The sequence below is a fragment of the Paenibacillus sp. JDR-2 genome, assembly GCF_000023585.1.
Lineage (GTDB): Bacteria > Bacillota > Bacilli > Paenibacillales > Paenibacillaceae > Pristimantibacillus.
In genome coordinates this window covers 4232251-4254603 of sequence record NC_012914.1, presented here as the reverse complement: position 1 = coordinate 4254603, position 22353 = coordinate 4232251, and the positions used below count along the sequence as shown (strand labels likewise).

General features: G+C 45.4%; 24 protein-coding genes. 23 read left to right on the top strand and 1 reads right to left on the bottom strand.

The window, feature by feature from the left end:
- Positions 1-12: 12 nt before the first annotated feature.
- The 23 genes from PJDR2_RS18745 (at position 13) to mraY (ending at position 21611) form a co-directional block, all read left to right on the top strand.
- Positions 13-1062, top strand: coding sequence for an ABC transporter ATP-binding protein (locus PJDR2_RS18745; RefSeq protein ID WP_015845293.1), 1050 nt, complete (start codon positions 13-15; stop codon positions 1060-1062).
- A complete protein-coding gene (locus tag PJDR2_RS18740) occupies positions 1055-2068 on the top strand; it encodes an ABC transporter ATP-binding protein (RefSeq protein ID WP_041613512.1) in 1014 nt (337 codons plus the stop codon). The genes PJDR2_RS18745 and PJDR2_RS18740 overlap by 8 nt, the downstream gene beginning before the upstream one ends.
- Entirely contained in the window at positions 2065-2640 is a 576-nt protein-coding gene (locus tag PJDR2_RS18735) for an HAD family hydrolase (protein WP_015845291.1), read from the top strand. Before PJDR2_RS18740 ends, PJDR2_RS18735 begins: the two co-directional genes overlap by 4 nt.
- Before the next feature lie 19 nt (positions 2641-2659).
- Entirely contained in the window at positions 2660-3679 is a 1020-nt protein-coding gene (locus PJDR2_RS18730; RefSeq protein ID WP_015845290.1) for a LacI family DNA-binding transcriptional regulator, read from the top strand.
- Between the two features lie 166 nt (positions 3680-3845).
- On the top strand, positions 3846-3989 hold the full coding sequence (locus PJDR2_RS33240; protein ID WP_015845289.1) for a hypothetical protein: 144 nt from the start codon (positions 3846-3848) through the stop codon (positions 3987-3989).
- Positions 3990-4082: 93 nt separating this feature from the next.
- A complete protein-coding gene (locus PJDR2_RS18725; protein ID WP_015845288.1) occupies positions 4083-4655 on the top strand; it encodes a hypothetical protein in 573 nt (190 codons plus the stop codon).
- Between the two features lie 35 nt (positions 4656-4690).
- Positions 4691-5080: a hypothetical protein gene (locus PJDR2_RS18720; RefSeq protein ID WP_041613511.1), complete on the top strand. Its 390-nt coding sequence runs from the start codon at positions 4691-4693 to the stop codon at positions 5078-5080.
- A gap of 62 nt (positions 5081-5142) precedes the next feature.
- Positions 5143-5607, top strand: a complete 465-nt coding sequence (locus PJDR2_RS31985) for a ribosomal-processing cysteine protease Prp (protein WP_015845286.1) — start codon at positions 5143-5145, stop codon at positions 5605-5607.
- Positions 5608-5620: 13 nt separating this feature from the next.
- Entirely contained in the window at positions 5621-6016 is a 396-nt protein-coding gene (locus PJDR2_RS18710; RefSeq protein ID WP_015845285.1) for a DUF6547 family protein, read from the top strand.
- A 55-nt stretch (positions 6017-6071) separates the two neighbouring features.
- Positions 6072-6329: a hypothetical protein gene (locus PJDR2_RS18705; protein ID WP_041613510.1), complete on the top strand. Its 258-nt coding sequence runs from the start codon at positions 6072-6074 to the stop codon at positions 6327-6329.
- Positions 6330-6538: 209 nt separating this feature from the next.
- Positions 6539-7066 carry a copper amine oxidase N-terminal domain-containing protein gene (locus PJDR2_RS18700; protein WP_015845284.1) on the top strand — a complete coding sequence of 176 codons (528 nt, stop codon included), beginning with the start codon at positions 6539-6541 and terminating at the stop codon, positions 7064-7066.
- Between the two features lie 159 nt (positions 7067-7225).
- The gene (locus tag PJDR2_RS18695; RefSeq protein WP_015845283.1) at positions 7226-7885 is read left to right on the top strand and encodes a hypothetical protein; all 660 of its coding nucleotides are present in this window, start codon (positions 7226-7228) and stop codon (positions 7883-7885) included.
- A gap of 27 nt (positions 7886-7912) precedes the next feature.
- Positions 7913-8314: a hypothetical protein gene (locus PJDR2_RS18690; RefSeq protein WP_015845282.1), complete on the top strand. Its 402-nt coding sequence runs from the start codon at positions 7913-7915 to the stop codon at positions 8312-8314.
- 892 nt (positions 8315-9206) lie between these two features.
- The gene (locus PJDR2_RS18685; RefSeq protein ID WP_015845281.1) at positions 9207-10757 is read left to right on the top strand and encodes an IS1182 family transposase; all 1551 of its coding nucleotides are present in this window, start codon (positions 9207-9209) and stop codon (positions 10755-10757) included.
- A gap of 213 nt (positions 10758-10970) precedes the next feature.
- A complete protein-coding gene (locus tag PJDR2_RS18680) occupies positions 10971-12032 on the top strand; it encodes a LacI family DNA-binding transcriptional regulator (RefSeq protein ID WP_015845280.1) in 1062 nt (353 codons plus the stop codon).
- A gap of 29 nt (positions 12033-12061) precedes the next feature.
- Positions 12062-13930: a sensor histidine kinase gene (locus PJDR2_RS18675; RefSeq protein ID WP_015845279.1), complete on the top strand. Its 1869-nt coding sequence runs from the start codon at positions 12062-12064 to the stop codon at positions 13928-13930.
- A complete protein-coding gene (locus PJDR2_RS18670) occupies positions 13927-15441 on the top strand; it encodes a response regulator transcription factor (RefSeq protein WP_015845278.1) in 1515 nt (504 codons plus the stop codon). Before PJDR2_RS18675 ends, PJDR2_RS18670 begins: the two co-directional genes overlap by 4 nt.
- Before the next feature lie 142 nt (positions 15442-15583).
- Complete coding sequence (locus tag PJDR2_RS18665) at positions 15584-16462, top strand: carbohydrate ABC transporter permease (RefSeq protein WP_015845277.1); 879 nt, start codon at positions 15584-15586, stop codon at positions 16460-16462.
- A 4-nt stretch (positions 16463-16466) separates the two neighbouring features.
- Positions 16467-17297: a carbohydrate ABC transporter permease gene (locus PJDR2_RS18660; protein WP_015845276.1), complete on the top strand. Its 831-nt coding sequence runs from the start codon at positions 16467-16469 to the stop codon at positions 17295-17297.
- A gap of 51 nt (positions 17298-17348) precedes the next feature.
- Positions 17349-18293, top strand: coding sequence for a glycoside hydrolase family 113 (locus tag PJDR2_RS18655; protein WP_015845275.1), 945 nt, complete (start codon positions 17349-17351; stop codon positions 18291-18293).
- Positions 18294-18473: 180 nt separating this feature from the next.
- Positions 18474-19817, top strand: coding sequence for an ABC transporter substrate-binding protein (locus PJDR2_RS18650; RefSeq protein ID WP_015845274.1), 1344 nt, complete (start codon positions 18474-18476; stop codon positions 19815-19817).
- A 178-nt stretch (positions 19818-19995) separates the two neighbouring features.
- Positions 19996-20478 (top strand): NTTRR-F1 domain, encoded by a 483-nt coding sequence (locus tag PJDR2_RS18645; RefSeq protein ID WP_015845273.1) that lies wholly within the window; start codon positions 19996-19998, stop codon positions 20476-20478.
- A gap of 179 nt (positions 20479-20657) precedes the next feature.
- Entirely contained in the window at positions 20658-21611 is a 954-nt protein-coding gene (gene mraY / locus PJDR2_RS18640) for a phospho-N-acetylmuramoyl-pentapeptide-transferase (RefSeq protein WP_015845272.1), read from the top strand.
- A gap of 74 nt (positions 21612-21685) precedes the next feature.
- Here mraY and PJDR2_RS18635 read toward each other — a convergent pair whose 3' ends face one another.
- Entirely contained in the window at positions 21686-22243 is a 558-nt protein-coding gene (locus tag PJDR2_RS18635; RefSeq protein ID WP_015845271.1) for a TetR/AcrR family transcriptional regulator, read from the bottom strand.
- Positions 22244-22353 lie beyond the last annotated feature (110 nt).

The window sequence follows — 22353 nt, the reverse complement described above, 5'->3', positions numbered from 1 at the left end:
GAGGGGATATTTATGACAGCAGAGACCGCTCAACCGCAGCATCCGCTTCTCCGTGTTCAGGATTTGAAAATTCGGATCAAGATGGATAACGGAGTGATGAATGCTGTGGACGGGGTAGATTTCGAAATCCGAAAGGGAAGGACGTTAGGTCTCGTAGGCGAGTCGGGCTGCGGAAAAAGCTTGACGAGCCGGGCGTTACTCGGCATTAATCCGAAGGAATGCGAGACTTCGGGGACAATCGATTACCTTTCTTCGGAAGAGACGAAGGATGGTGCGTTGGATTTGCTCTCGCTGGATCCAAACGGTCGTAAGATCCGCTCCATTCGCGGCCGTAAGATCGCTATGATCTTTCAAGAACCGATGACAGCTTTCTCGCCAATGTATACGATTGGGAATCAGATTATGGAAGCGATCTTAATCCACCGAACCAGGAACAAAAAGGAAGCGAAGAAGATCGCTCTTGAGATGTTGAGCAAGGTCGGTATATCGGACCAGGAAAAGAGGTTTGATCAATACCCGCATGAATTCTCTGGCGGAATGCGCCAGCGGGCTATGATTTCTATGGCATTGTCATGCAATCCCGAAATTTTGATTGCTGACGAGCCTACGACAGCGCTTGATGTGACGATCCAAGCCCAGGTACTAGAGTTAATGAAGCGGCTGCAGCAGGAATTCGGCATGGCGATTCTGTTAGTGACGCATGATTTGGGAATTATCGCGGAAATGTGTGACGAAGTGGCCGTCATGTATCTCGGTAAAATTGTCGAGCAGGCGCCAATGAGGGAGATTTTCCGCAATCCAAAGCATCCGTATACAAAAGGGCTTTTGCGATCGATGCCGAGACTAGGCGGCAATAAAACAAAACGGCTGGAATCAATCGAAGGCTCGGTGCCTATTCCATTCAATATGCCGCCAATGTGCGGCTTCTACGAACGCTGCAAAGACCGGATCGAGGGTGTGTGCAATAAGCAGTCCGTGCCAAGCACGCAAATATCCGACAGTCATACGGTCAGGTGCTTCCTGTATTCGGAGCAGCAGGGAGGGGGAAATGACGATGGCTAAACCCATATTGGAAATTAAAAATCTTAATAAAGAATTCAAAGCGAAGTCCAAGAAAGCGCTGTTTGGCAGACCGATACCCGTACGCGTGCTGCAGGATATTTCATTCAAGCTGCAGGAAGGCGAGACGCTAAGCATCGTAGGCGAATCTGGTTGCGGCAAAACTACGCTTGGCCGATGTATCGTGAGGGGGATGGATGCCTCTTCCGGGGAAGTCGTCTATCGAACGGATAATGGAGATTCTGTTGATTTTCTGAAGCTGAAAGGTGCCGAAGCGAAGAAGTTCAGAAAAGACATTCAGATGATATTCCAGGATCCGTACTCTTCGCTGAGTCCGCGGATGAGCGTATTCGATATTATATCCGAGCCGCTGATCGCCAACTTTAAACTGCCCAAGTCGGAAGTGGAACGGAAAGTGTCGGAGATCGCGGAGAAAACGGGTTTAAACGTCAGTTATCTTAAACGTTATCCGCATGCTTTTTCCGGCGGACAGCGGCAGCGGATCGCTATTGCACGGGCACTCATTACCCAGCCGAGGCTGATCGTATGCGATGAAGCCGTATCTGCGCTGGACGTGTCGATTCAAGCCCAAATCATTAATCTGTTGAAGGATTTGCAAGAGCAATATAAAATCACTTATATATTCATCTCGCACGATCTGTCGATCGTGGAGAATATTTCTGACCGCGTGGCCGTCATGCACTTGGGCAAGGTGGTGGAGATGGCTGGCGTTGAATCCATGTTCAGGCAGCCCAAACACCCGTATACCGAAGCGCTTCTCTCCGCCGTGCCGCAGCCGGATCCGGATATGAAGAAGGAGAGGATCGTCCTGGAAGGGGAGGTGCCGAATCCGGCGAATCCGCCAAGCGGATGCCATTTTCATCCCCGCTGCGCATACAAGACGGAAAGATGCATGAAAGAGGTACCCGCTTTGCGGGAAATCGGAGACAACCATATGGCGGCTTGCCACTATGCGGAACAATTGACACTGAGGGGAGCAAGGGCATGAACGGAGAACAGGCGAATAACAATGAAGTGAAGGAACTTATTATTTTTCTAGACTGCGGGGATACGATTATCGATGAAGGTACGGAGGTACGCGATGAGAATGGCACGGTCATAGAGGGAAAAGTTATTCCCGGTGCCGATGAGATGGTTAGATTGCTGGCAGAGCGTGGTTATCGACTGGCGATCGTAGCTGACGGTTTGGCCCAATCGTTCAAAAATTTGCTCTCGTTAAACGGCCTATACGATTACTTCGAAGTACTGATCTACTCCGAGCAGATGAAGATCGAGAAGCCGAATCCGCGCATGTTTAGAGCGGCTATGGGCGCGATGGAGCTTGGCGAGCAGGACAAGGAGAGGATCATTATGGTTGGCAATAATCTGTCGCGGGACGTCAGGGGAGCTAATCAGGAGGGTATTACAAGCGTACATCTGAACTGGACCTCGCGCTATCCGAAAACATCGCTGGATCCCGCGGAACGGCCGGATTACATAATTGAAGAGCCGCTTGCACTCGTGGAGCTGGCGGATCGCTTGAATGAACAACTTGCTTCCAACAAGCGGATTAAGGCTTAAACGGGAGCAATAGCTGTCCATGGCGAAAATCGACGATGTGGCGCGTCTTGCCGGCGTATCCAAAGGAACCGTCTCCAACGTGTTCAGTCAAAAAAGGCCGACCAGCAAGAAAGTAACGGAAAGAGTTCTCAAGGCATCCAAGGAACTAAATTACGTCCCGAATCACATCGCGAGAAGCTTGGTGACGAAAAAGACGATGGCGATTGGACTAACCATCCCTCATGGCAATTTCTTTTTCAGCGCCTTTCATAACCAATTCATTAACGGTGTCGTGCTGGAGGCCTCAAGATACGGCTACAGAGTGCTGCTTGATATGCTTCCGGTACTGGAGGTGAAAACACCTTCTTTGACCAGTTATCCCATAGACGGCGCGATCGTGCTCGGACCCACCGAAGAGGATGAGCGGATACGCTTACTCCATATGAACGGCATGCCCTTTGTTACGGTTGGAAAAATTTTAAATGAACAAGTAAAGGAAGCGCCAACAGTAAACAACGATAATAGGCGGATTATGCATGATATTTGCGATTACTTAATCGCAAGAGGGCATGTGAATTTGATGTTTCTGAACGCGACGGAAGGGATGACCGTTTCGGTGGAGAGAAAAGCGGCGTTTATCGAGGCACTGGCAAAACATCGAATTGTCATACGGGAGGCTATGCACCATTACAAGCCACGAATTCAATCGGAACAATATTTGCGTTATGGCTATGCAGAGACAATCCGCGTATTGCGGGAGAGCGGAGAGATGGTTACAGCGATTATTGCGGACGACGACCGTGCGGCGTTTAACGCCATGAACGCAATCCAAGATTTGGGCTTGCGGATTCCCGAAGATATTTCCCTATTCGTCATTTGCGGCGATCTTTCGATGATGCATCAGACCGTACCTCCTTTGACCGGAATGGATTTACAGCCCACTGAGTTGGGGGCGCAGTCCGTCAGGTTACTCATGCATAAGCTAGGCAGCATCGAAGGCGATTGCCTGAACCATATCATCATCGCAAGCAAAATCGTGGAGGGTGCTTCTGTTGTTTAACGATTAAAGTGTTGAAATAATGATATGGGGATGACGATAATTTAATAGATTAAACGATAAAGCTGCCGGTATAAGATCGGTAGCTTTTCTTTCGATACTGGGCAGTTGTAATGGATAAATGTTACAATGAGATATAAGAGTAATTAGGATTATAGAAGGTGAGAGAATGGAAATTCTTATTTTTATTGCACTAATAATCGGCTTAGCTGGGTTGATTGGAAACCAAAATCTAATGTTAAGAAAGATGGATAAAGTAGAAGCCATCCTTCGTGAATTAAAAGATCAAAATGAGTTAAGGGATAAAACATAAAAAAGTATTCTTGGCCATGAACATTAGTTTATCACAACAAACCGGCAGCAGATCAGACTACTGCCGGTTTGTTGTCGGATCGGAGGGACTTTAATGTTTGAGATAAAATATGAGATCTTTGAAGATCATATTTCCGAACTTGAAGCAGTTGATATTGAGACTTTTACAAAAGAATTCAATCAAATTTATGGTTGTTTTACTATAATTATTAATGGAATCGAATATATACCCTTCCCATCTACTGAGATGAGTCTAGAAACTAAGCATATATTTTCCGAACTAATTCTCAGACATTTTGAGTCTCTAATTGATGCATATCTCGAGCTCCAAAAGAACAACTATGTAGCAATAAAGTACATTGAGAACGGTTGGACTTGGCTAGAGTTTGTTAGGAAAGAAAATGAACTAACTGTTAGTGAGCTGAACATTGAGATTCAAGTAAGAAATTATATTCAAAACAAAAACAAATTTTTTAAGAGAGCGAAGAAAGTAGGAATTATTAATGAGAAAATACAATGGAGTGATTTTGAAACAGAAGTAATTACAAAGACAATTGAATTGCTTAACAATATTAAGATAATCAATAGTCATGTTCTAGAAGCAAAATGTTTTGACCAACTCCGATCATTTGGATATACCGGATTCAGCTCAATCATTCATTCATGAAAAAATTAATCCGACAAAGAGATAAGGAGAAGGCTGTGGAAATTTATACTCCAAGTAAAAAATTTATCCTTTTGGGATTTCTATTCATTTGCTTAGCCATATTACCTATAGCCGAGCATACAATCATTGGGGTCATAGCCGGCATTTCATCAATCATCGGTGGCATGGCATTTATACTATTTGGGTTAGGTAAATTATCATATGTAGAGTTAACTAATGATTACTTGATGTATCATACCTATTTTAAAAGGATTAAAAGATGGAGAATTGAAGAGATATCTCTAATTACAAGTACTAAACGATGGGACCGAACAACTATCTATGTATATAAAGGAAATGAAAATATAATACTCTACTCTTATAGTGATCGGCTATTAAATCATCTAAAGCGTATTGCAATAAACGCAAAAGCAACTATTGATTAAGCTACCGATGAATAGGTCAAGCATATAATTGAATTTACGCTCTCATAAGGAGTAAAAATATTATGGATAATCGAATTAATATTACTGATCCATTTTTTCAAGATTATGATCAGCAGAAAGATATTGAAAGGCAAAGAGCTATTCTAGATGAAGAAGTTCGCGATCCCTTCATTATTACATTTTATTTTAATGCACAAGATCATGACAGTATTTATGGTTTTATAGCCAAGGGGACTACTGGTTTTACTCAATACGGTTATGATATTATTGCAGCCGGCGTATCTTCTTTATCCATTAATACCATTAATTCCATAAAGCAATTTACTGAGGATGCTGCGGAAATTGAAACAAAAAAGAATTTTGCTAAATGCATAATTAAGGGCCGAGTTAGTAAAGAAGCCATTATATTATTTAAATCACTCAGGCTAGGTATGTATGCCATTCAAAGTACATATGGTGAGAAATTCATTACAATTGAAGAGGTTAAGTTAGGGAAAAGTAAGAAAATCTTTGGTTGGCTGGGTTAGAGAGGAACGATAGTTGAATAGTGAAATGAAATGGGGCGCACAGATGGAAAAGCAAGCTATAGAACGATATAAGGAATTCATTGATGATTTGGTTGAGCTTCGCCCAAGCGTATATCCTCGTTGGATTATGGAAAACGGCTGGCCGGTTAAGGTAGAGAATGAACGGATCAACAGAGTCTTGAGTGGGTTGACGACAGAACAAAAAGAAGTAATTGCAATGATCGCCCAATCGGCGCGAGACGGTGGTATACATGATGTACTTGTCTATCTCACGGATCAGATCAATCTAGAAGGTCTCGAAATGGTTAAGAATGGCGTTAAATTGGCCACCGAACCATTTGATTCCGGTATGCATTATGATTGGGTATGCCGAAGAGAAGGGGATTCATGGCCAGATCAGAATAGTTAATCCCTTGCTCGGAAAACGGCATTGTTTCTAAAAAAAACGTAAAGGGGTGAATAGCTTGCATCTTGGTTTAATGATTCTAACCTTAATAATTATTTTACTAATGCTTGTCTATTTATCAGGAATACTCTTAACTCTCATCAGTCCCACTGTTCTTCAAATTCAACTACTCGGTATTCAACTAACCGTTTTCGGAGCAGTTATTTTACTAGCTTATAATGGAGCTAGCGGATATGGACTTACTATTGGCATTGTTGGACTTATTACTGGAATTGTTGGTTCTTTTAGAGATAAGAATACGACCAAAAATAATTAAGCATACATTAGTGAGTTAAATATACCTCCTAATAAACTAGAGAAACCTGCAGGCAGTTTTTATAACCGCCTACGGTTTTTTTTATTAGAGAGCTTATCGCATTTCTTTGGCTATAGCAGCAATTGTATAACGTATATTTTTCAACATTTTTGGAAACATAATGTATTTCATTTGCGTCTATACACAACAAAATGACTAGGAGGGGTAGAGTGAGACAATATACAAAAGTAGGATTATTAGGAGTTGCTTGCATTGCATTATTTAGTTCTGGAGTTTATGCAGCTACTGTCGTACCCAAAATCTTTATTAACGGCAACGAAGTTAAGACTACAGCCGAGCCCAAATTGATAAACGGCAGCGTATACGTTCCTATTCGGGCAATCTCGGAAGGGTTAGGAGCAGCAATCGCCTGGGATAACAAAAGCAAATCTGTCTACGTGAATTCTGTCCCGTCGTATGATAAAGAGACGGATCGGACATGGTGGGTACCCTATCGCAATATGGTCTTTAAATTTATTATGGCCTATGATGAAAGGGACAGTAAGGCATACCAAGAATTAATTGGCAGTGACTTTACGACAAACGTATTTTTAGAATTCCCAACTGGCGGGTACACGGATATGACCAGCATCATAGATTATAAGCTCATCGGTTATCAAGAACTAACTGACAAGAAACAGTTAAAGTTCACTGTGCAAATCGTAAAACGGCCTACTGATGAGGATTATACGGTTTAAAGTAGAAAATTGGGATTTCATTATATATAACAGCCGGATTCAATCCGTTGTCATTGACCCGAACTCAATTAAATACCTAGACCGCTATACGGTTGTGCCTAATGCCAATTTCGGAAATCCCCCAAATCGATAATATATATTCGTCAGCCAAAGGGTGCGATGGAAATAGCTAAAAGAGCTTGGATGATCACTGTTTCGCTTGCTGCCGTGCTAATCTTCCTATTCTTGGCACAGAACAAAAAAATTGAAATGCTCCGCTTACAATTAAATGAAACGAACCGGGAATTAAAAGAGAAAGAAGACGAAATCAGCTCAACCAAGAGCGAAATGGATACAAAGAAGAAAGAGATGCTGAAGGTAACATACAATTTAGAATTGGAAAGAAAGGCATCTGAAGAAAAAAATAAGGTGTTAAACGAACAATTACAACAGGCAGATGCAATGGTTTTTGCTAATGTATCGCAGTTGTTTGGGGATCATGCACCTGTTGTTGACAGTTCCGTTACATCAGAAATATTATCGACTATTACTAACTTGTTTGAGGCTATGCAGAAGAACGATGCGGCAAAATTCGCTGAGTTGGACAAGAAGGGCGTTCTAACCTCTTTTTACAAGCAGCGAGATAAGGTTGAAAAAATATTATGGATACAAAACGACCCTGACAAAAGAGCGGAAGCCGTAAAAGAGTGGTTAGAAATCAACCATTCTGATATGAAATTGATAAAAGTGTTCTACTTTATGAAGGACGGCTCCATTATTGAGCCAAACTATGCCATGGTGCGGGAGAACGGTAAATGGATTATTCTCAGAGAAGATTAGGCGATCATTTCGGAGGACGGAGAGGACATGAACTCAAAAGTTAAAATAACACTGATCATTGTTGTATTGGCAGCTGGGTTGTCTGTATGGGGTCTTCTCTATTACCAGAATAAGATGACCCCAACGCCTGATAATGGACAATGGTTGTCGGTTGGATCGATAAGCGAATTGCAGAAGTCTAAGAAACAAATCGATTTCGTTGATTATGAAGGATCCATGACTTTTCAAGGGGAGTCCGTGGACAAGAGCTTAGAAGCGCCCAAAGGGTTCGTTGTTACAAAAGATACGCTTGTTTTCAAAAAGAAAAGCGATGGAAAAAGAGAAATAGCGGCCGTTGATGAATTAACGAATGGGCAGGAAATAGAAGTGTGGACTCAATTGTTGAGTGACCATCTCGTCGGCGCTTACGAAATTACAATATTAAACTAAAACGGGGGGTGTCCCATATGTCATGAACATGACGATGGGACACCCCCTTTTCCGTACCAATACAACCTTCGGGAAGCATTTTCATTAATAGTGAGGCTAGACTCGCTGTTAGTGAGGCTTTCCACGCTGAAACCTGCCTCGGCGAGGCATTTGTGCGCAAATAGTGGGGATAGCCTCATAGTTAGTGAGGATCAACGTGCGCATTAGGCGGAGATACTCACTATTTGGTGCTTGGTGCTGCATCGAGCACCACTTTACGGCGGAAAAGCTCACTATTAGTGAGCTTTTTCGCTACGAACCTACCTCGGGCGGGCATTTGTGCGTAATAGTGAGGATCGCCTCATAGTTAGTGAGGATCAACGTGCGCATTAGGCGGAGATTCTCACTATTTCGTACTTGGACCTGCTTCAAGCACCACTTTACGGCTGAATGCCTCACTATTAGTGAGCTTTTCCGCTCCGAACCTACCTCGGGCGGGCATTTGTGCGCAAATAGTGGGGATAGCCTTATAGTTAGTGAGGAGCAACGTGCGCATTAGGCGGAGATTCTCACTATTTCGTGCTTGGTGCTGCATCGAGCACCATTTTACGGCGGAATAGGGGGTGTCCCATAAGTCATGTAAATGACGATGGGACACCCCCTTTGTTTGTATTTGGGCTAAACAGCAGCCTGCGCATTAAATGTTCTTCCGATCGCCATTGCTCAGGGATTCCTTTGAATCAACGAGGTAGGGTTGGCATCCCTTCACAAAAACGAACGCTAACGCTTCTCCAGAATCATTTAATGCTCCGTCTGCCCTTCACCTGTTCAAGAAATGCTCAAACAAAAAGAAGCCATCCCTTGTTAAACTGGAGGTACCACCCAACCAATTTAAGTAAAGAGAGGCTTCTTTATGTACAAAGAATATACCATGGATCAACTGTCCTTGCCAATGGACTTGCAAGAAGATATCCCCGAAAATCATCTCGTACGCATCATCAACGATGCGGTCAATCGCTTAGATATGAAGCTCTTTACCAAAGCTTATCCCGGAGGTGGCCGGGACAGCTACCACCCCAAAATGCTCATGAAAGTCGTTATCTATGCGTACACACAGCGTATCTACTCCTCTCGCCAAATCGCCAAAGCGGTACGCGAAAACATCATGTTTATGTGGTTAGCCGCTAGACAATGCCCAGATTTCCGCACCATTAACCGTTTCCGCTCTGAGCGGATGAAAGATGTGCTAGAGACCGTCTTCACGGCTGTTCTTCAGTTTCTGAAGGAAGAGAACTTCATCAAGCTGGAGCACTACTTCTTGGATGGAACGAAAATCGAGGCGAATGCCAATCGTTACACGTTTGTCTGGGGTAAAGCTGTCGTCAAACAGAAGATGAAGCTGCAAGAGAAAGTGCAGGCTTTGTTCGCTGCCATTGAAGAGGCAGAGAAACAGGAAGATCAGGCGCTGAATAACGTGGACCTTCCTGAGCTCGGAGAGGCTTCCGCTATCACGAGCGAAAAGCTGGAGCAAGCGGTTCAGCGACTAGAAAACAAACTTCAAGAAAAACCGAAGGACAAACCGTTAAAGAAAACTGTGCGCCTTGTTCGGAAAGATCTTCTTCCTCGCCTGCAAAAATATGAAGGGCAGCAAGAAACACTCGGTAGCCGAAACAGCTTCAGCAAAACCGACACCGATGCGACGTTCATGCGCATGAAGGAAGACCACATGCGCAATGGTCAGTTGAAGCCGGGATATAACGTGCAGATTGGAACGGAAGATCAATTTATTCTCAGTTACAGTATTTATCAACGTCCAACGGATACGCGTTGTCTCAAGCCACACCTGGATAAAGTGAAAGCCTCACTTGGTCAATTGCCGGGAACCATCATCACAGATGCAGGTTATGGCAGCGAAGAAAATTATGCTTACCTAGAATCTGAAGAACAACGAGCACTTGTAAAATACAATACTTATCCCAAAGAAAAAACCAAAGCATGGAAGCAAGATATAAGCAAGTTCGAGAACTGGTTGTATGACGAGAATGAAGATTCGTGGACATGTGCAGCAGGACAGAAACTGCTATTTCGCTATGAAAGCAAAAGCTTAACCGAGAGCGGATACGAGATCGTTACTCGCAACTATCGCAGTATTTCCTGCGAGGGCTGTCCGCTAAAGGACAGGTGTACAAAGGCACAAGGAGATCGAGAAATAAAAGTTAGCATGGAATATCTTCGACTCAAGCAGCAGGCGAGAGCGCAACTAAAGAGCGAGGATGGACATGCCTTGTCAGTTCGACGGATGCATGAACCAGAAAGTGTGTTTGGCCAAATAAAGAATAACCGGGGATTCCGCAGATTTCTGCTTCGAGGCTTGCCGAAAGTTAGCCTGGAGGTCGGGTGGCTTTCGCTTGCCCATAACTTGCTGAAGAAAGCAGCAAGAGCAAAAATATCGCTGCAAGGATAACCCCCTGCAGCGATATTTTCATAAACAAATGTTTTTATTTACCTATGCGAGCCATCTTTACAGTGAGCGATCACCTTTTGAGACAGCTCCATTTTTCTTGTTTGCCCTTAAATCAACAAACTTGTTAGCACAAACAAATTCATTTTTACCTAACAAAAGATGTGTTATGATAACGCGTATACAGCTAATTAGCCAAAAGGATGTGCTAAACCCATGGTCATCAAAGTTACGATGCAGCAAATCGCCGATCATCTTGGAGTTTCAAAGTTCGCGGTATCTAAAGCGCTTTCGGGGAAACCGGGTGTCAGCGCGGAAACAAGGGACAAAATTGTAAGCGTTGCCACTCAGCTCGGTTATTTTGTCAATAAACAAACGAACACCGCCGCGAAACGGAATAAACCGGCACCCTTCATAACCAATACTCGGGATACGGTTATTTTACTCGTACCGAAGGTTAGGTTCCAGACGCGGGATTCTTATTTCTGGGGACGGATTATTGACGGCGTTACGGAGGAACTCGCCGACCGCGATATCAGCGCCTTGGTCGTTACCGAGAATTTCAAGGACAACTTCTCCAATCTCATTAATCCAAATGGCGTTTCGGGCATCATTGGCGTCGGTTATATCGCTTCCAAAATGCTGCTCGAAATTCGGAATCTCGGCATTCCGTTTGTTCTCGTCGATCACGAGGACCCGCTTATTCCTTCGGATGTTCTATTCATGAATAATATGGAATGCACGAGACGCGTCACCAATTATTTGATTGGCTGCGGCCACAGCAAGCTGCAATTCGTCGGCAACACCCGCTATTCGCGCAGCTTCGTTGACCGCTATATCGGTTACCGTACAATGATGGAGGAACATGGGCTGGCTCTTAATCAGGAGGAAAGACTTCTTTCATTTGAAGGCGGGAATCGGAGTGAAATCACCGAGGCTCTGGAAGTCATTGTGAAAGAGCTGATTAATGAACATCGGCTTCCGACCGCCTTTGTCTGCGCGAACGATTCCATAGCCATTTGCATGATGACCGTTCTGGGCAAGCTGTCGGTACAGGTTCCCGGGCAATGCTCCGTTACGGGCTTTGATAACATCGAGGATGCCGCATGGGCAAAGCCAACGCTGAGCACCGTTAATGTCCAGAAGGAAGCAATCGGCCGCCGGGCTGTGGAGATGCTTCTTAGAAGACTGGAGCATCCCGACAGTCTGCAGGAAAAAATATTGCTTGCGGGAGAATTCATCATACGCGAGTCGACAGCGCTTCCGGTGGGCGGCTAACCGGGCAGCCGGTTAAAGGAGATGACAATTTGAGTAAATGGAGTTCCCGTTTGCGAATATGGACCGAGTGGCCGTCTACGCGGATGGAAGCGAAGCTGTTAATCGTTTTTGTCCTGCTTATTCTGGTTCCCATAGCTTTGCTTACTTTATTGTCTGCGCAGCGATACACGCAAACGATCGAAAGGAACACGGTATCTTACGCATCGGAGCTCACCGATAAGATGATAGGCAAGTTGGACGATTACACGGTGGATATGAAAAAAATCTCGATTATCCCGTCTTATTTGGACGAAATTCAAGCCGGGTTGAAGCAGTCCAACGACTATTATGCGAAGGAGCTTGAAGCGAAAGGGACATTAACGGACACAGCGGCTGAGGATGATACGGTCAAACTGAAAATCCAGCGAAAGATCGAGAGCAGCATCTATTTCATGAACAATATTAAAGAAGGAACAAGCAATATTTATTTGTTTGACCGTTACGGCAATCCCTATTATGTGATAAAGAGCGGGGGCGTACGGTCGAATCTAAGCGACTATTATGGGAACTGGCAGCAAATTGCGGATGAAGCGCATGGCAAGCCTGTTCTGGTCAGCACGCAGGAAGTGACAACGGTTAACCGCAAGCAGTATGTATTTACGGTTGTCCGCGAAATTATTGATAAATCCTATAACCCTATTGGACTCATTGCGGTTGACGCGAACATATCGGTTATTACGAATATTGTGCGGGATTTGGATGCGACGACGCATGGAACAACACTCATCTTGGATGAGCAGAAGAACGTCATTTATGACAGCGAGCAAAAATACTTGCTGCAAAATCTATCGGATAATGAGCTGCTAAAGCAGGTGACCGGCAAAGAAGGCAGCTTCCATATAGGCGAAAAAGCTCATTCGCAGCTGGTCATATACCGCAAATCGGAGGTGTCCGGCTGGCTGATGCTGATCTCGATCCCGGAGAAGCAGCTCAAGTCCGAGGCATTGCGAACACGCAATTATACGACGGCAGCTGCCATTTCCACGATGTGTCTGGCGCTTGTCATTTCGCTTATCACTATTTTCGCGTTAACCAAACCGCTGCGCTCGCTCGTTAAGCTGATGAAGCAGGTTCAATCCGGGAAGCTGGATGTCATGTTCCCCATTAAGCGGCGTGATGAGGTAGGCATGGTGGGTAACGCGTTTAACCGGATGATGGCACGCATCGTCTCTTTAATTGACGATATTTACCGGATCGAGCAGCGCAAAAAACAAATCGAACTCGAGAGTCTGCAGCGTCAAATCAATCCTCACTTCATCTATAACACGCTTGAATCGATTCGGATGACTGCCGTCATTAATGATGATCCGGAAGTAGGGCAGATGGTGCAGCTGCTCGGGCAGCAGCTCCGCTACAGCATTCACGCCGGAAGCGAGACCGTACAAGCCAAGCAGGAATGGGAGCATTTAAGAATGTATATGCAGCTTCTAAGCTATCGTTACGGAACTCGTTATTCTTTAAAGCTGCCGGAGGATCCCGCGATTGGGAAAATCGAAGTGATGAAGCTGCTTTTCCAGCCCATCGTTGAAAATGCGATTAATCATGCGTACGACGAACAGACGGGAGATTTAGTTATTTCAATCGGTTATAGGCAAGCTGGAGGAGATCAATATTTTATCGTCAAAGATGAAGGCAGCGGCATGGATGAGAAAGCGCTGCAACGGCTGCGAAGCATGCTGGATGCGGAGCAAATGCCGGAATGGGAAGGCCGCGGCATCGGCCTGAGAAATGTGAACGAGCGGCTCAAATTACGCTATGGCCCAGCTTACGGTATTACGGTAGACAGCGTGTCGGGTGAAGGGACAACGGTGTCCATTAAACTTCCGATTCAATCCAGACAGGGGGGAATGACCTTATGAACATTATCGTAGTCGATGACGAAGAACGAATTAGACTTGGATTGTGCAAGCTGATCGAACAGGCAGGGGATAACTACGACGTTATCGGCTCTTACGGCAGCGGTCAGGAGCTTTTGGACGAAATCGAGCATCTGGAGCCGGATTTAATTATTACGGATATTAAAATGCCCCAAATGACCGGAATTCAGCTTATCTCGAAAGTGGTCGGCATGCGGAAAAAGGTGAAATTCGCCGTCCTGAGCGGCTTTAATGATTTCGAATACGTGCGCGAGGCGCTGCGCTACGAGGTAAAGGATTATTTGCTTAAGCCCGTAAATTTAGACGAACTGAACCGTATGCTTGCAAAGGTAGAGGAGGAAGTGAGGCAGGAGAATAACCGCAGACGGCTGGAATCGGAAGATTTGGTCAGTCTGCTGCTGTTTGCTGACGACAGGCAACTGCCGGCTTTATTGAAAGAGGAGGTAAGCAGCGAGCTTGACCGCAGCCGGTTGTTTGCTGAGCATTATGCCGTATTGCTTATAGGCGCTGAGCCCGCGATTACCGATGAGCATCTTGAGAAATGGACTTGCGATTGGCAGCGCGAACGCAAAATAGTAAGGAACGAAAGCCAGCGACAAGCCGCCATTATCGCGATCGGACAAAATGACCATGCGAATACGGTGCGGGATCTTGCGGTAACGCTGCTGCAGCGATTGCCTGGCTTTACGAAAGCAAAGATCGGATTTAGCGGTGTATTTAGCGGCAGCAGCCGTCTTGGGCAGGCTTATCGCGAAGCTTCGGCCGCTTTTCAACAAGCTTGGTATAATAGTGTGCTTCGCGGGTGTTCGGGAGTAAGCAACCAAACGGCGCATAAGGAAGAGAGGTATCGCTTGCTTCGCATTATCGATAAGGAGGTTTTGCCAGCCCTTCAGGTATGCGACTTCGCAATGGCAAGCCGTGCTTTCGAGAACTGGCTGACGGAGTGTGCCAAATACCGTTTTCATTGGGATGAGCTGAGGGAAGTATGTTCGGACATGCATGTGCTTATAAGCGAGGAAATAAAGCAAAGGCTTGACCGGCAGCTGACGGTTGGCGGCGAGCCGAGCAAGATGATTGCTCCCGAGAGCTTCGAGGATTGGCAGGCCTTTGCCGCTCAGCTGCGCGCGGATATGAGCGACCGTTTCCATAAGCTTGAGCAGGGGCGTTCCGAGAATAAGGCGGTTGATACCATTAAAGCCTATCTTCAGAAGCATTATACGGAAGAAATCGAACTGCAGCGTCTGGCCGATCTAGTCTATTTGACGCCAAGCTATTTGAGCAAGCTGTTTAAAACCGAAACAGGCGAGACGATTACCGACTATTTGACTTCGGAGAGAATCGAACAGGCCAAACGTCTGCTTCGCGACGGGCATGGTCTGAAAACCTATATGGTCGGCGAGATGGTAGGTTACGCGGATCCGGCTTATTTTACGAAAGTGTTCAAAAAAATGACCGGTAAAACGCCCAAGGAATACCGTGATATTGTTAGGTAGTTGTAGTTAGGTGAAAGTTAGCAAAATTGAAGACAATAAAAAATAACGGAGTCCATTAAAATAATAGAGCCTTTCTCCTATAATAGGATGTAAGCGTTAACAACTCAGCCTGCAGTCATCTAACAGAAAGCGAGGGAGCCTATTGTTTAATTTCAGTTATAAAACGCAGCGTTATCTTATTTTATTCGGATTTTTAACGATTCCCGTCCTGTTGTCGCTGACATTCTCTTATTATCCAGCCATCTCCTTGCTCTATTACAGCTTGACCGATTGGAGTGGGCTAGGCTGGGATATGAATTTCATCGGCCTCGATAATTACAAGGAAATTTTCACGAAACCGGAAGTGTTCGGCGCGCTGAAGAACAATCTCTATTATTTTATAGGAGGACTTGTCCAGGTTGCGTTATCGCTCTATTTCGCGGTTATCTTAACTAGCAAGCTGCGCGGCCGCAACGGATTCCGGGCAATGTTATTCATCCCTTACGTCCTGCATAGCGTTGCAACCGTAATCATGTTCAAAAACCTGTATCACATGGAGTACGGGTCGCTTAACGTCCTGCTTGGCTCGATCGGATTGGAGTCCTGGCAGCAGAGCTGGCTTGGCAACAAACATCTCGTCAATTTCTCGCTTGCTTTCATATCGATGTGGAAGTACATGGGACTCAACATGGTTATTTTTATCGGAGCGCTGCAATCCATTCCGAGTGACTTGTATGAGGCTGCTTCGATAGACGGGGCAAACGGCAGACAGAAGTTCCGGTTCATTACGCTGCCGAGCATCCGAAAAGTAATGGAACTGATGCTTATTCTAACCTTGACCGGCGCGCTCGAAGCCTTCGATATTCCCTATGTCATGCTGCTTGGCGCGAATGATACATCGACCTTCGTCATTAAGACCGTGGACACGGCGTTTAAATATCAGAACTTCGGTCTTGCTTCCGCGATGGCAGTGATACTGCTCATCATGGTGCTTATCTTCATCGTTATTCAACGCAAGCTGCTGTTCAGAGAGGAGAGATAACGGGATGAAACGAGAAGAGTCATTCTCCTTTACGATATTCAAATACTTTACGCTGGCCATGGCCTTGTTCGTCGTGTTCTTTCCCTTGTATTCCGTATTTATCGGCGCTTTCAAGACGCAACGGGAATATTACCAATCCGGGCTCCGAATGCCTGCTAATCTATTCAACTTTGAAAACTTTAGCAAGGTCATTGAAATCGGCAAGCTTGGTCTCGGCTTTAAAAATATTTTCATCATTCTCGTTATAGCGGTTGCCGGCAATGTCTTGTTCGGAACGATGGTAGCTTATGCGGTCGGGAGATTCGATTTCAAGTTGAAAAAACCGATTATGGGAATGTATCTCATTGCCCAAGTTATTCCGATGGTAACGACCCAGGTTGCTACGTTTAGCGTTATCAAATCGCTGCATCTGTACAATACCATGGGCGGTCCGATCATTTTGTATTTGGGCGCTGACGTGCTTCAAATCGTTATTTATTTGCAGTTTGTGAACAGCATTCCGAAGGACTTGGACGAAAGCGCGATGATGGAAGGGGCTTCTCTATTCCGGATTTACCGCTCTATTATTTTCCCGCTGCTGGGACCCGCCACGGCAACGCTTGTTATTCTGAAAACCATTTCGATTTACAACGATTTCTATACCCCGTACTTATACATGCCGAGCCAGAAGCTGAAGGTCGTATCGACAGCCATTTACTCCTTCGTTGGACCAAATGCTGCTCAATTAAACGTGATATCTGCCGGCATTCTTATTATTTTCATTCCGACGCTGCTGCTGTTCCTGTTCCTCCAACGTTATATTTTTGCGGGGGTTACGAATGGCGCGGTGAAGTAGCTGAATGAACTAAATAGCTGTTACAAAAGGAATTCATGAAGGAGTGCATCAATGTTGAAACAATGGAATGAATATGTGAACGGAATGACGTGGGGCTGGACTGGCGTGCGCGGCACTTGGGCAAGTCCCGAAGCGGAGCACTCCATGTCGGAGATGACGAAGCTGAATGTAAACTGGGTGGCGATCGCTCTTGCTGCCAATCAAGAAACACCGCAATCCACTGTTATTCCTTATTGGGAAGAACCAACCGTAACGGACGGCGAAGTGTTATGGGCGATCCGAGAGGCGAAGCGGCATGGATTAAAAGTATGCTTGAAGCCGGTCGTTAACTGTACAAACGGGACTTGGCGGGCTCACATTAATTTCTTCGATGATGAAGTGCCCGGCGAGCCAAGCTGGGCAGAGTGGTTCCGTTCTTATCGTTCATTTATTAAGCATTATGCCGTAATTGCAGAAGCGGAAGGCTGCGAGATGCTGTGCATCGGCTGCGAAATGGTGCAGACCGACAAACGCGATAAGGAATGGCGTGCTTTAATTGCGGAGGTTCGCGAAATCTACAGTGGGCTTATTACCTATAATTGCGACAAATATCAGGAGGAGCGGGTTACCTGGTGGGATGCCGTGGATATTATTTCCTCCAGCGGCTATTATCCCATTGACCAATGGGAAGCTCAGCTCGATCGGATCGAAGCGGCCGTGAAGTCTTGGGACAAACCGTTCTTCTTCATGGAGGCTGGATGTCCAAGCCGCGAGGGTTCGCTTGCGAGGCCCAATGATTGGTCGCTTCCCGGAAGTCCTTCCGAGCTCGAACAAAAGCGTTATTACGAAGCCATGTTCGCAGCCTGCTCAAAGCGTGAATGGATGCAGGGCTATATGCTGTGGGATTGGCCGGCACGATTGTATAAGAGTGAGGAAGCTGCAAGCAACGACGATTACTGCATGTACGGCAAAATCGCGGCTGAAGTCATAAGCGAGCATTATGGCAGAACGGAGTAGTCTTTTATTGTCTTCTAACCTAACAAAACAAAAAATGTTAGCATAATTCATGACAATAAAAACAAAAAAACTTCATATGAATTTGTTTTTCCAGAGGATATGATGATGATGTAAGCGATACCAAAGTGTGAAACAAAGCAAATGGAAGTTGTTAAATACTAATTGCAGGGGGTAACAACGATGGAAAAAAGATTTGCGGTCTCATTGGTTCTTGCTTTAACGGTAGTCCTCACGGCAGCTTGCGGAGGCAACAATGCAGGTAATAACAATGCGGGAACGGCTACGAATACCGGCACTAACAATGCTACGGCTTCTAACGACGCTGGTACGAAAGACGCTGGAACGACAGATGCTCCAAGCGATCTGAGCGGCACGATTAAAGTACTTACGCAAAGAACGGACTACGTAAACGATGGAACCTTCGACCGGTATGCGGCAAAATTCAAGGAAAAGTATCCAAACGCGAAGATCGAATTCGAAGGTCTTACGAACTATGCAACGGACATTCAAGTCCGATTGACGACTGGGGAAGCAGGCGACGTTCTGATGATTCCGGCAGGCCTGGCTACATCGGAATACAGCAAATATTTCGAGCCGCTTCCGGATGAATGGTTCAATAACGTTTACTTTGCGGATAACACGTTGTTTGACGGCAAGCGTTACGGCCTATCGACAGGCGTTAACACGCAAGGTATCGTATATAACAAGAAAGCATTCGCGGCTGCGGGCATTGATAAAGTGCCAACAACGCTCGATGAGCTTTATGCCGATGCCGAAAAGCTGAAAGCGGCGAAAATCACACCGCTGTACATGAACTACGGCGCGCAATGGCCGATGGGCAACTGGGGAGATGGCTCCGCTTGGTACGTAAACGGCGATCCGCAATTCGCTACGAAACAAGTATCCGAGGATGCGCCTTTCCAATTGGATAACGCTTGGGGCACACTCGCAACAATCGGCCGCACATTCGTTGAAAAAGGTTATGTAGAGAAAGATTTGTACACGAACAACTGGGAAATGTCCAAAGGCGAAGTAGCAAGCGGCAAAGCGGCCATGTATTTCCTTGGCAACTGGGTAATCCCTCAAATTATCGGTGCTGGCGCAGCATCGGAGGATATCGGCTTCTTCCCTCTTCCTTACGATAACAGCGGCAAGTATAACGCACCGCTTGGTTCCGACTATTTCGTAGCCGTAAGTAAAGACAGCAAAAACAAGGAGCTCGCTAAAGCTTGGGTAGAGTTCTTTGTAAAAGAATCCGGTTACGTTGAAGATTCCGGCTTTATGCCAATCGACAAATCGGCGCAATCCTCCATTCCGCAATTAGCAGAGTTCCAGGCGTTGAACCCGACGCTGATCGAAAGCGAAGCAACCGATCCTAAATACAATGAAATCGCGAACAAAGCGCAAATCGGCATCGGTACCGGAGACTACGTGCAGGAGTATATCGTAGCTGATGATCTCAAAGCAGCATTCGATAAACTCAACAAAAAATGGAAAGACGCAAAGACAGCTTTGGGCTACTAAGCAAAAGCTAAAAGACTCGCTTCGGGATATGCCGAAGCGAGTTTTTTATTTCAAGAAACGCATGTTTCTTGTAACTCTATGAAATGGGCCTCAAGACAGGCTATTGGAAGAACCAAGCCGTACAAGCCTTCATAGAATGAGATAGCTTCACAATCCATCTATGAGGGGGAAACATGCGATGAGTATCATTAATTATGTCACGAATAGCGGATTCGAATCGGGGCTGACAGGGTGGGTAACCTCCGGGACAGTAACTCTCAATTCGACTTACAGCCAGACCGGCTCGAACTCCGCCCAGGTTGCAGGAGGGACGTCCGGCTCCTATATCTATAAGCTTGCTAGCGTGCCTGACAGCAACAGCTTCGAGCTGATGGTCTCGTTGTCGAAGAACGGCTCCGGTCTTGGACCGTCCGTCGTTATTGGCGTCTTTTACTTCACGTCCGGGCTTGTCTATCAGAATACGGGACTTATAGCCACGGTGCCTTCCCGTTTGCCGGACGGCACGGCGAATAACTGGAAGACTGCCTACTTCAATGTAGAGCCTGCCTTCTCGGGAGCGACCGTGGCTCAAATCTTCATTATGAACAGTTCGCTGGCCAATTCGGTAGATTTGTTCGTCGATGATGTTCAACTGCTCAACAGTGCTTTGGATCTTGGCTAATGCAAGGAAAGGAAGAGGGAAGAAACAGGTGCGTCCTGATCTTCCCTTTTTATTTGCCTTGATAATTTATAATGCAATTATCATTGACGAGTCATTGTAGCTGGAAGGATACCGCAGTAAAATATTGGATAAGCATGATTGGAAAAACGTAGGTTAGCGGTTGGGGGAGAGAGGCTGAGGTGGATACTTCGTTACTTGTTGCGTTAAGTATTTCATTTGCCATTGTGACGGTGTTTACTCCTGTCTTGATATGGGGGCTTCGCAGCTTGAAGCTGCTTCAGCCTATTCGGATTGAGCTGCCGGCGGATCATCAGGCCAAACGCGGAACGCCGCTAATGGCTGGGCTCATTCTGCTTATCGGCGTGTTTACCTCGGTCTATTTTCATCCCAGTCCGCTTATGCTTTTTCTTGGAGCAACGTTTGTTTTGTTCAGCCTGGTAGGCTTTATGGACGATATGAAGAAGGCGGCCTTTCAAGATCCTTCAGGCATTTCAGGGAAAACAAAGCTGGTATTCCAGTTTGCGTTTACGATTCTATTGCTATATATACTGTTGACTCAATTTCATTTGAGTTCCGATATTCTGCTGCTTAGTAGCTTAGCGGTTCACCTGCCGGTGTGGGTATACTTGATTCTTATGATGCTGTTTATCGTCGGCTCCGCGAATGCGATCAACTTTACGGATGGGCTCGACGGGCTGCTCATTAACGTCTCCATCCCGACTTATTTTTTCTTCTTTATGATTTCGGACAAAACAGAAATTAAGACTTTCTCGTTAGTGATGATTGGCTGCCTGCTGGGGTTATTCCTATACAATATTTATCCGGCCAAAGCTTTTATGGGCGATACCGGCTCGCTTGCGATTGGCGGATCGCTAACCTTTTTAGCTGTTATTGAGAAAGTTGAAATTCTAATTCCGATATTATTTTCAGTCTATATAGCTGAACAATTATCGGTCATTCTGCAGGTCTGGTATTACAAGAAAACGAAAAAGAGATTGTTCCGGATGGCTCCGATTCACTACCATTTCAGTTTGAAATATGGCTGGAGTGAAAATAAGATCGTTATTATTTTCGGATTTGTATCTTGGATATCCGCCTTGATCTGCTGGGTTTTATGGAAGTACATGCGATGAACAAGCAAAGGTAATGGATAAGCACTGACACCTTAGGGGTCAGTGCTTATTTTGTTAGCCAGCAGCTATCTTAATTAAAGACTTCGCTCCAATAAAACCCCAACTTGCTTCGCCATAACTTCCGGCGGATGGGGCATACCGTTCCTGATCCACCATTCAATTACCCCTACATAAGCAGTCCCGGCATACTGCAGCATAACCTCATCGCTCAAATCGGTATTTCTTTCGCTTTCCCTGTCAATTTCACCTTTAAACCCTTCCATAAAAGAGTTCAGCAGCCGGGTTCGGAAAGAGGACGGGGCACCCTTCGCTTCTTTACTGGCAAGCATCGTGGAGAAAAAAAGAAAATTTTCTTCGAAATATTTGAAATAAGGAACCAGCGCGTCAATCCAATCCATCTCGCATGCCCATTTATCCATTTCTCCCAATTCATTCAAGTGTGATTCGATGAGTTTATCGAGTAAGTCGTATTTGTCCTGATAATGCAGGTAAATCGTTCCGCGGTTTAGATTTGCCCGGTCCGCGATATCCTGAATCGTAATTTCGTCGAAGCTTTTTTCCGACATTAGATCGATAACCGCGTGTTTTAATGACTCCTGCGTTTTAACAATTCTTCGATCCACTTTGGGCATGAAAATAGTCACCTGGCCTTCGCAAGATAATTAACATTTTTGTCTTCGTTGTTGATATATCAACATATTCTGATTTTTTAACCATTGAATGCAATCTTCTAAGTTATATA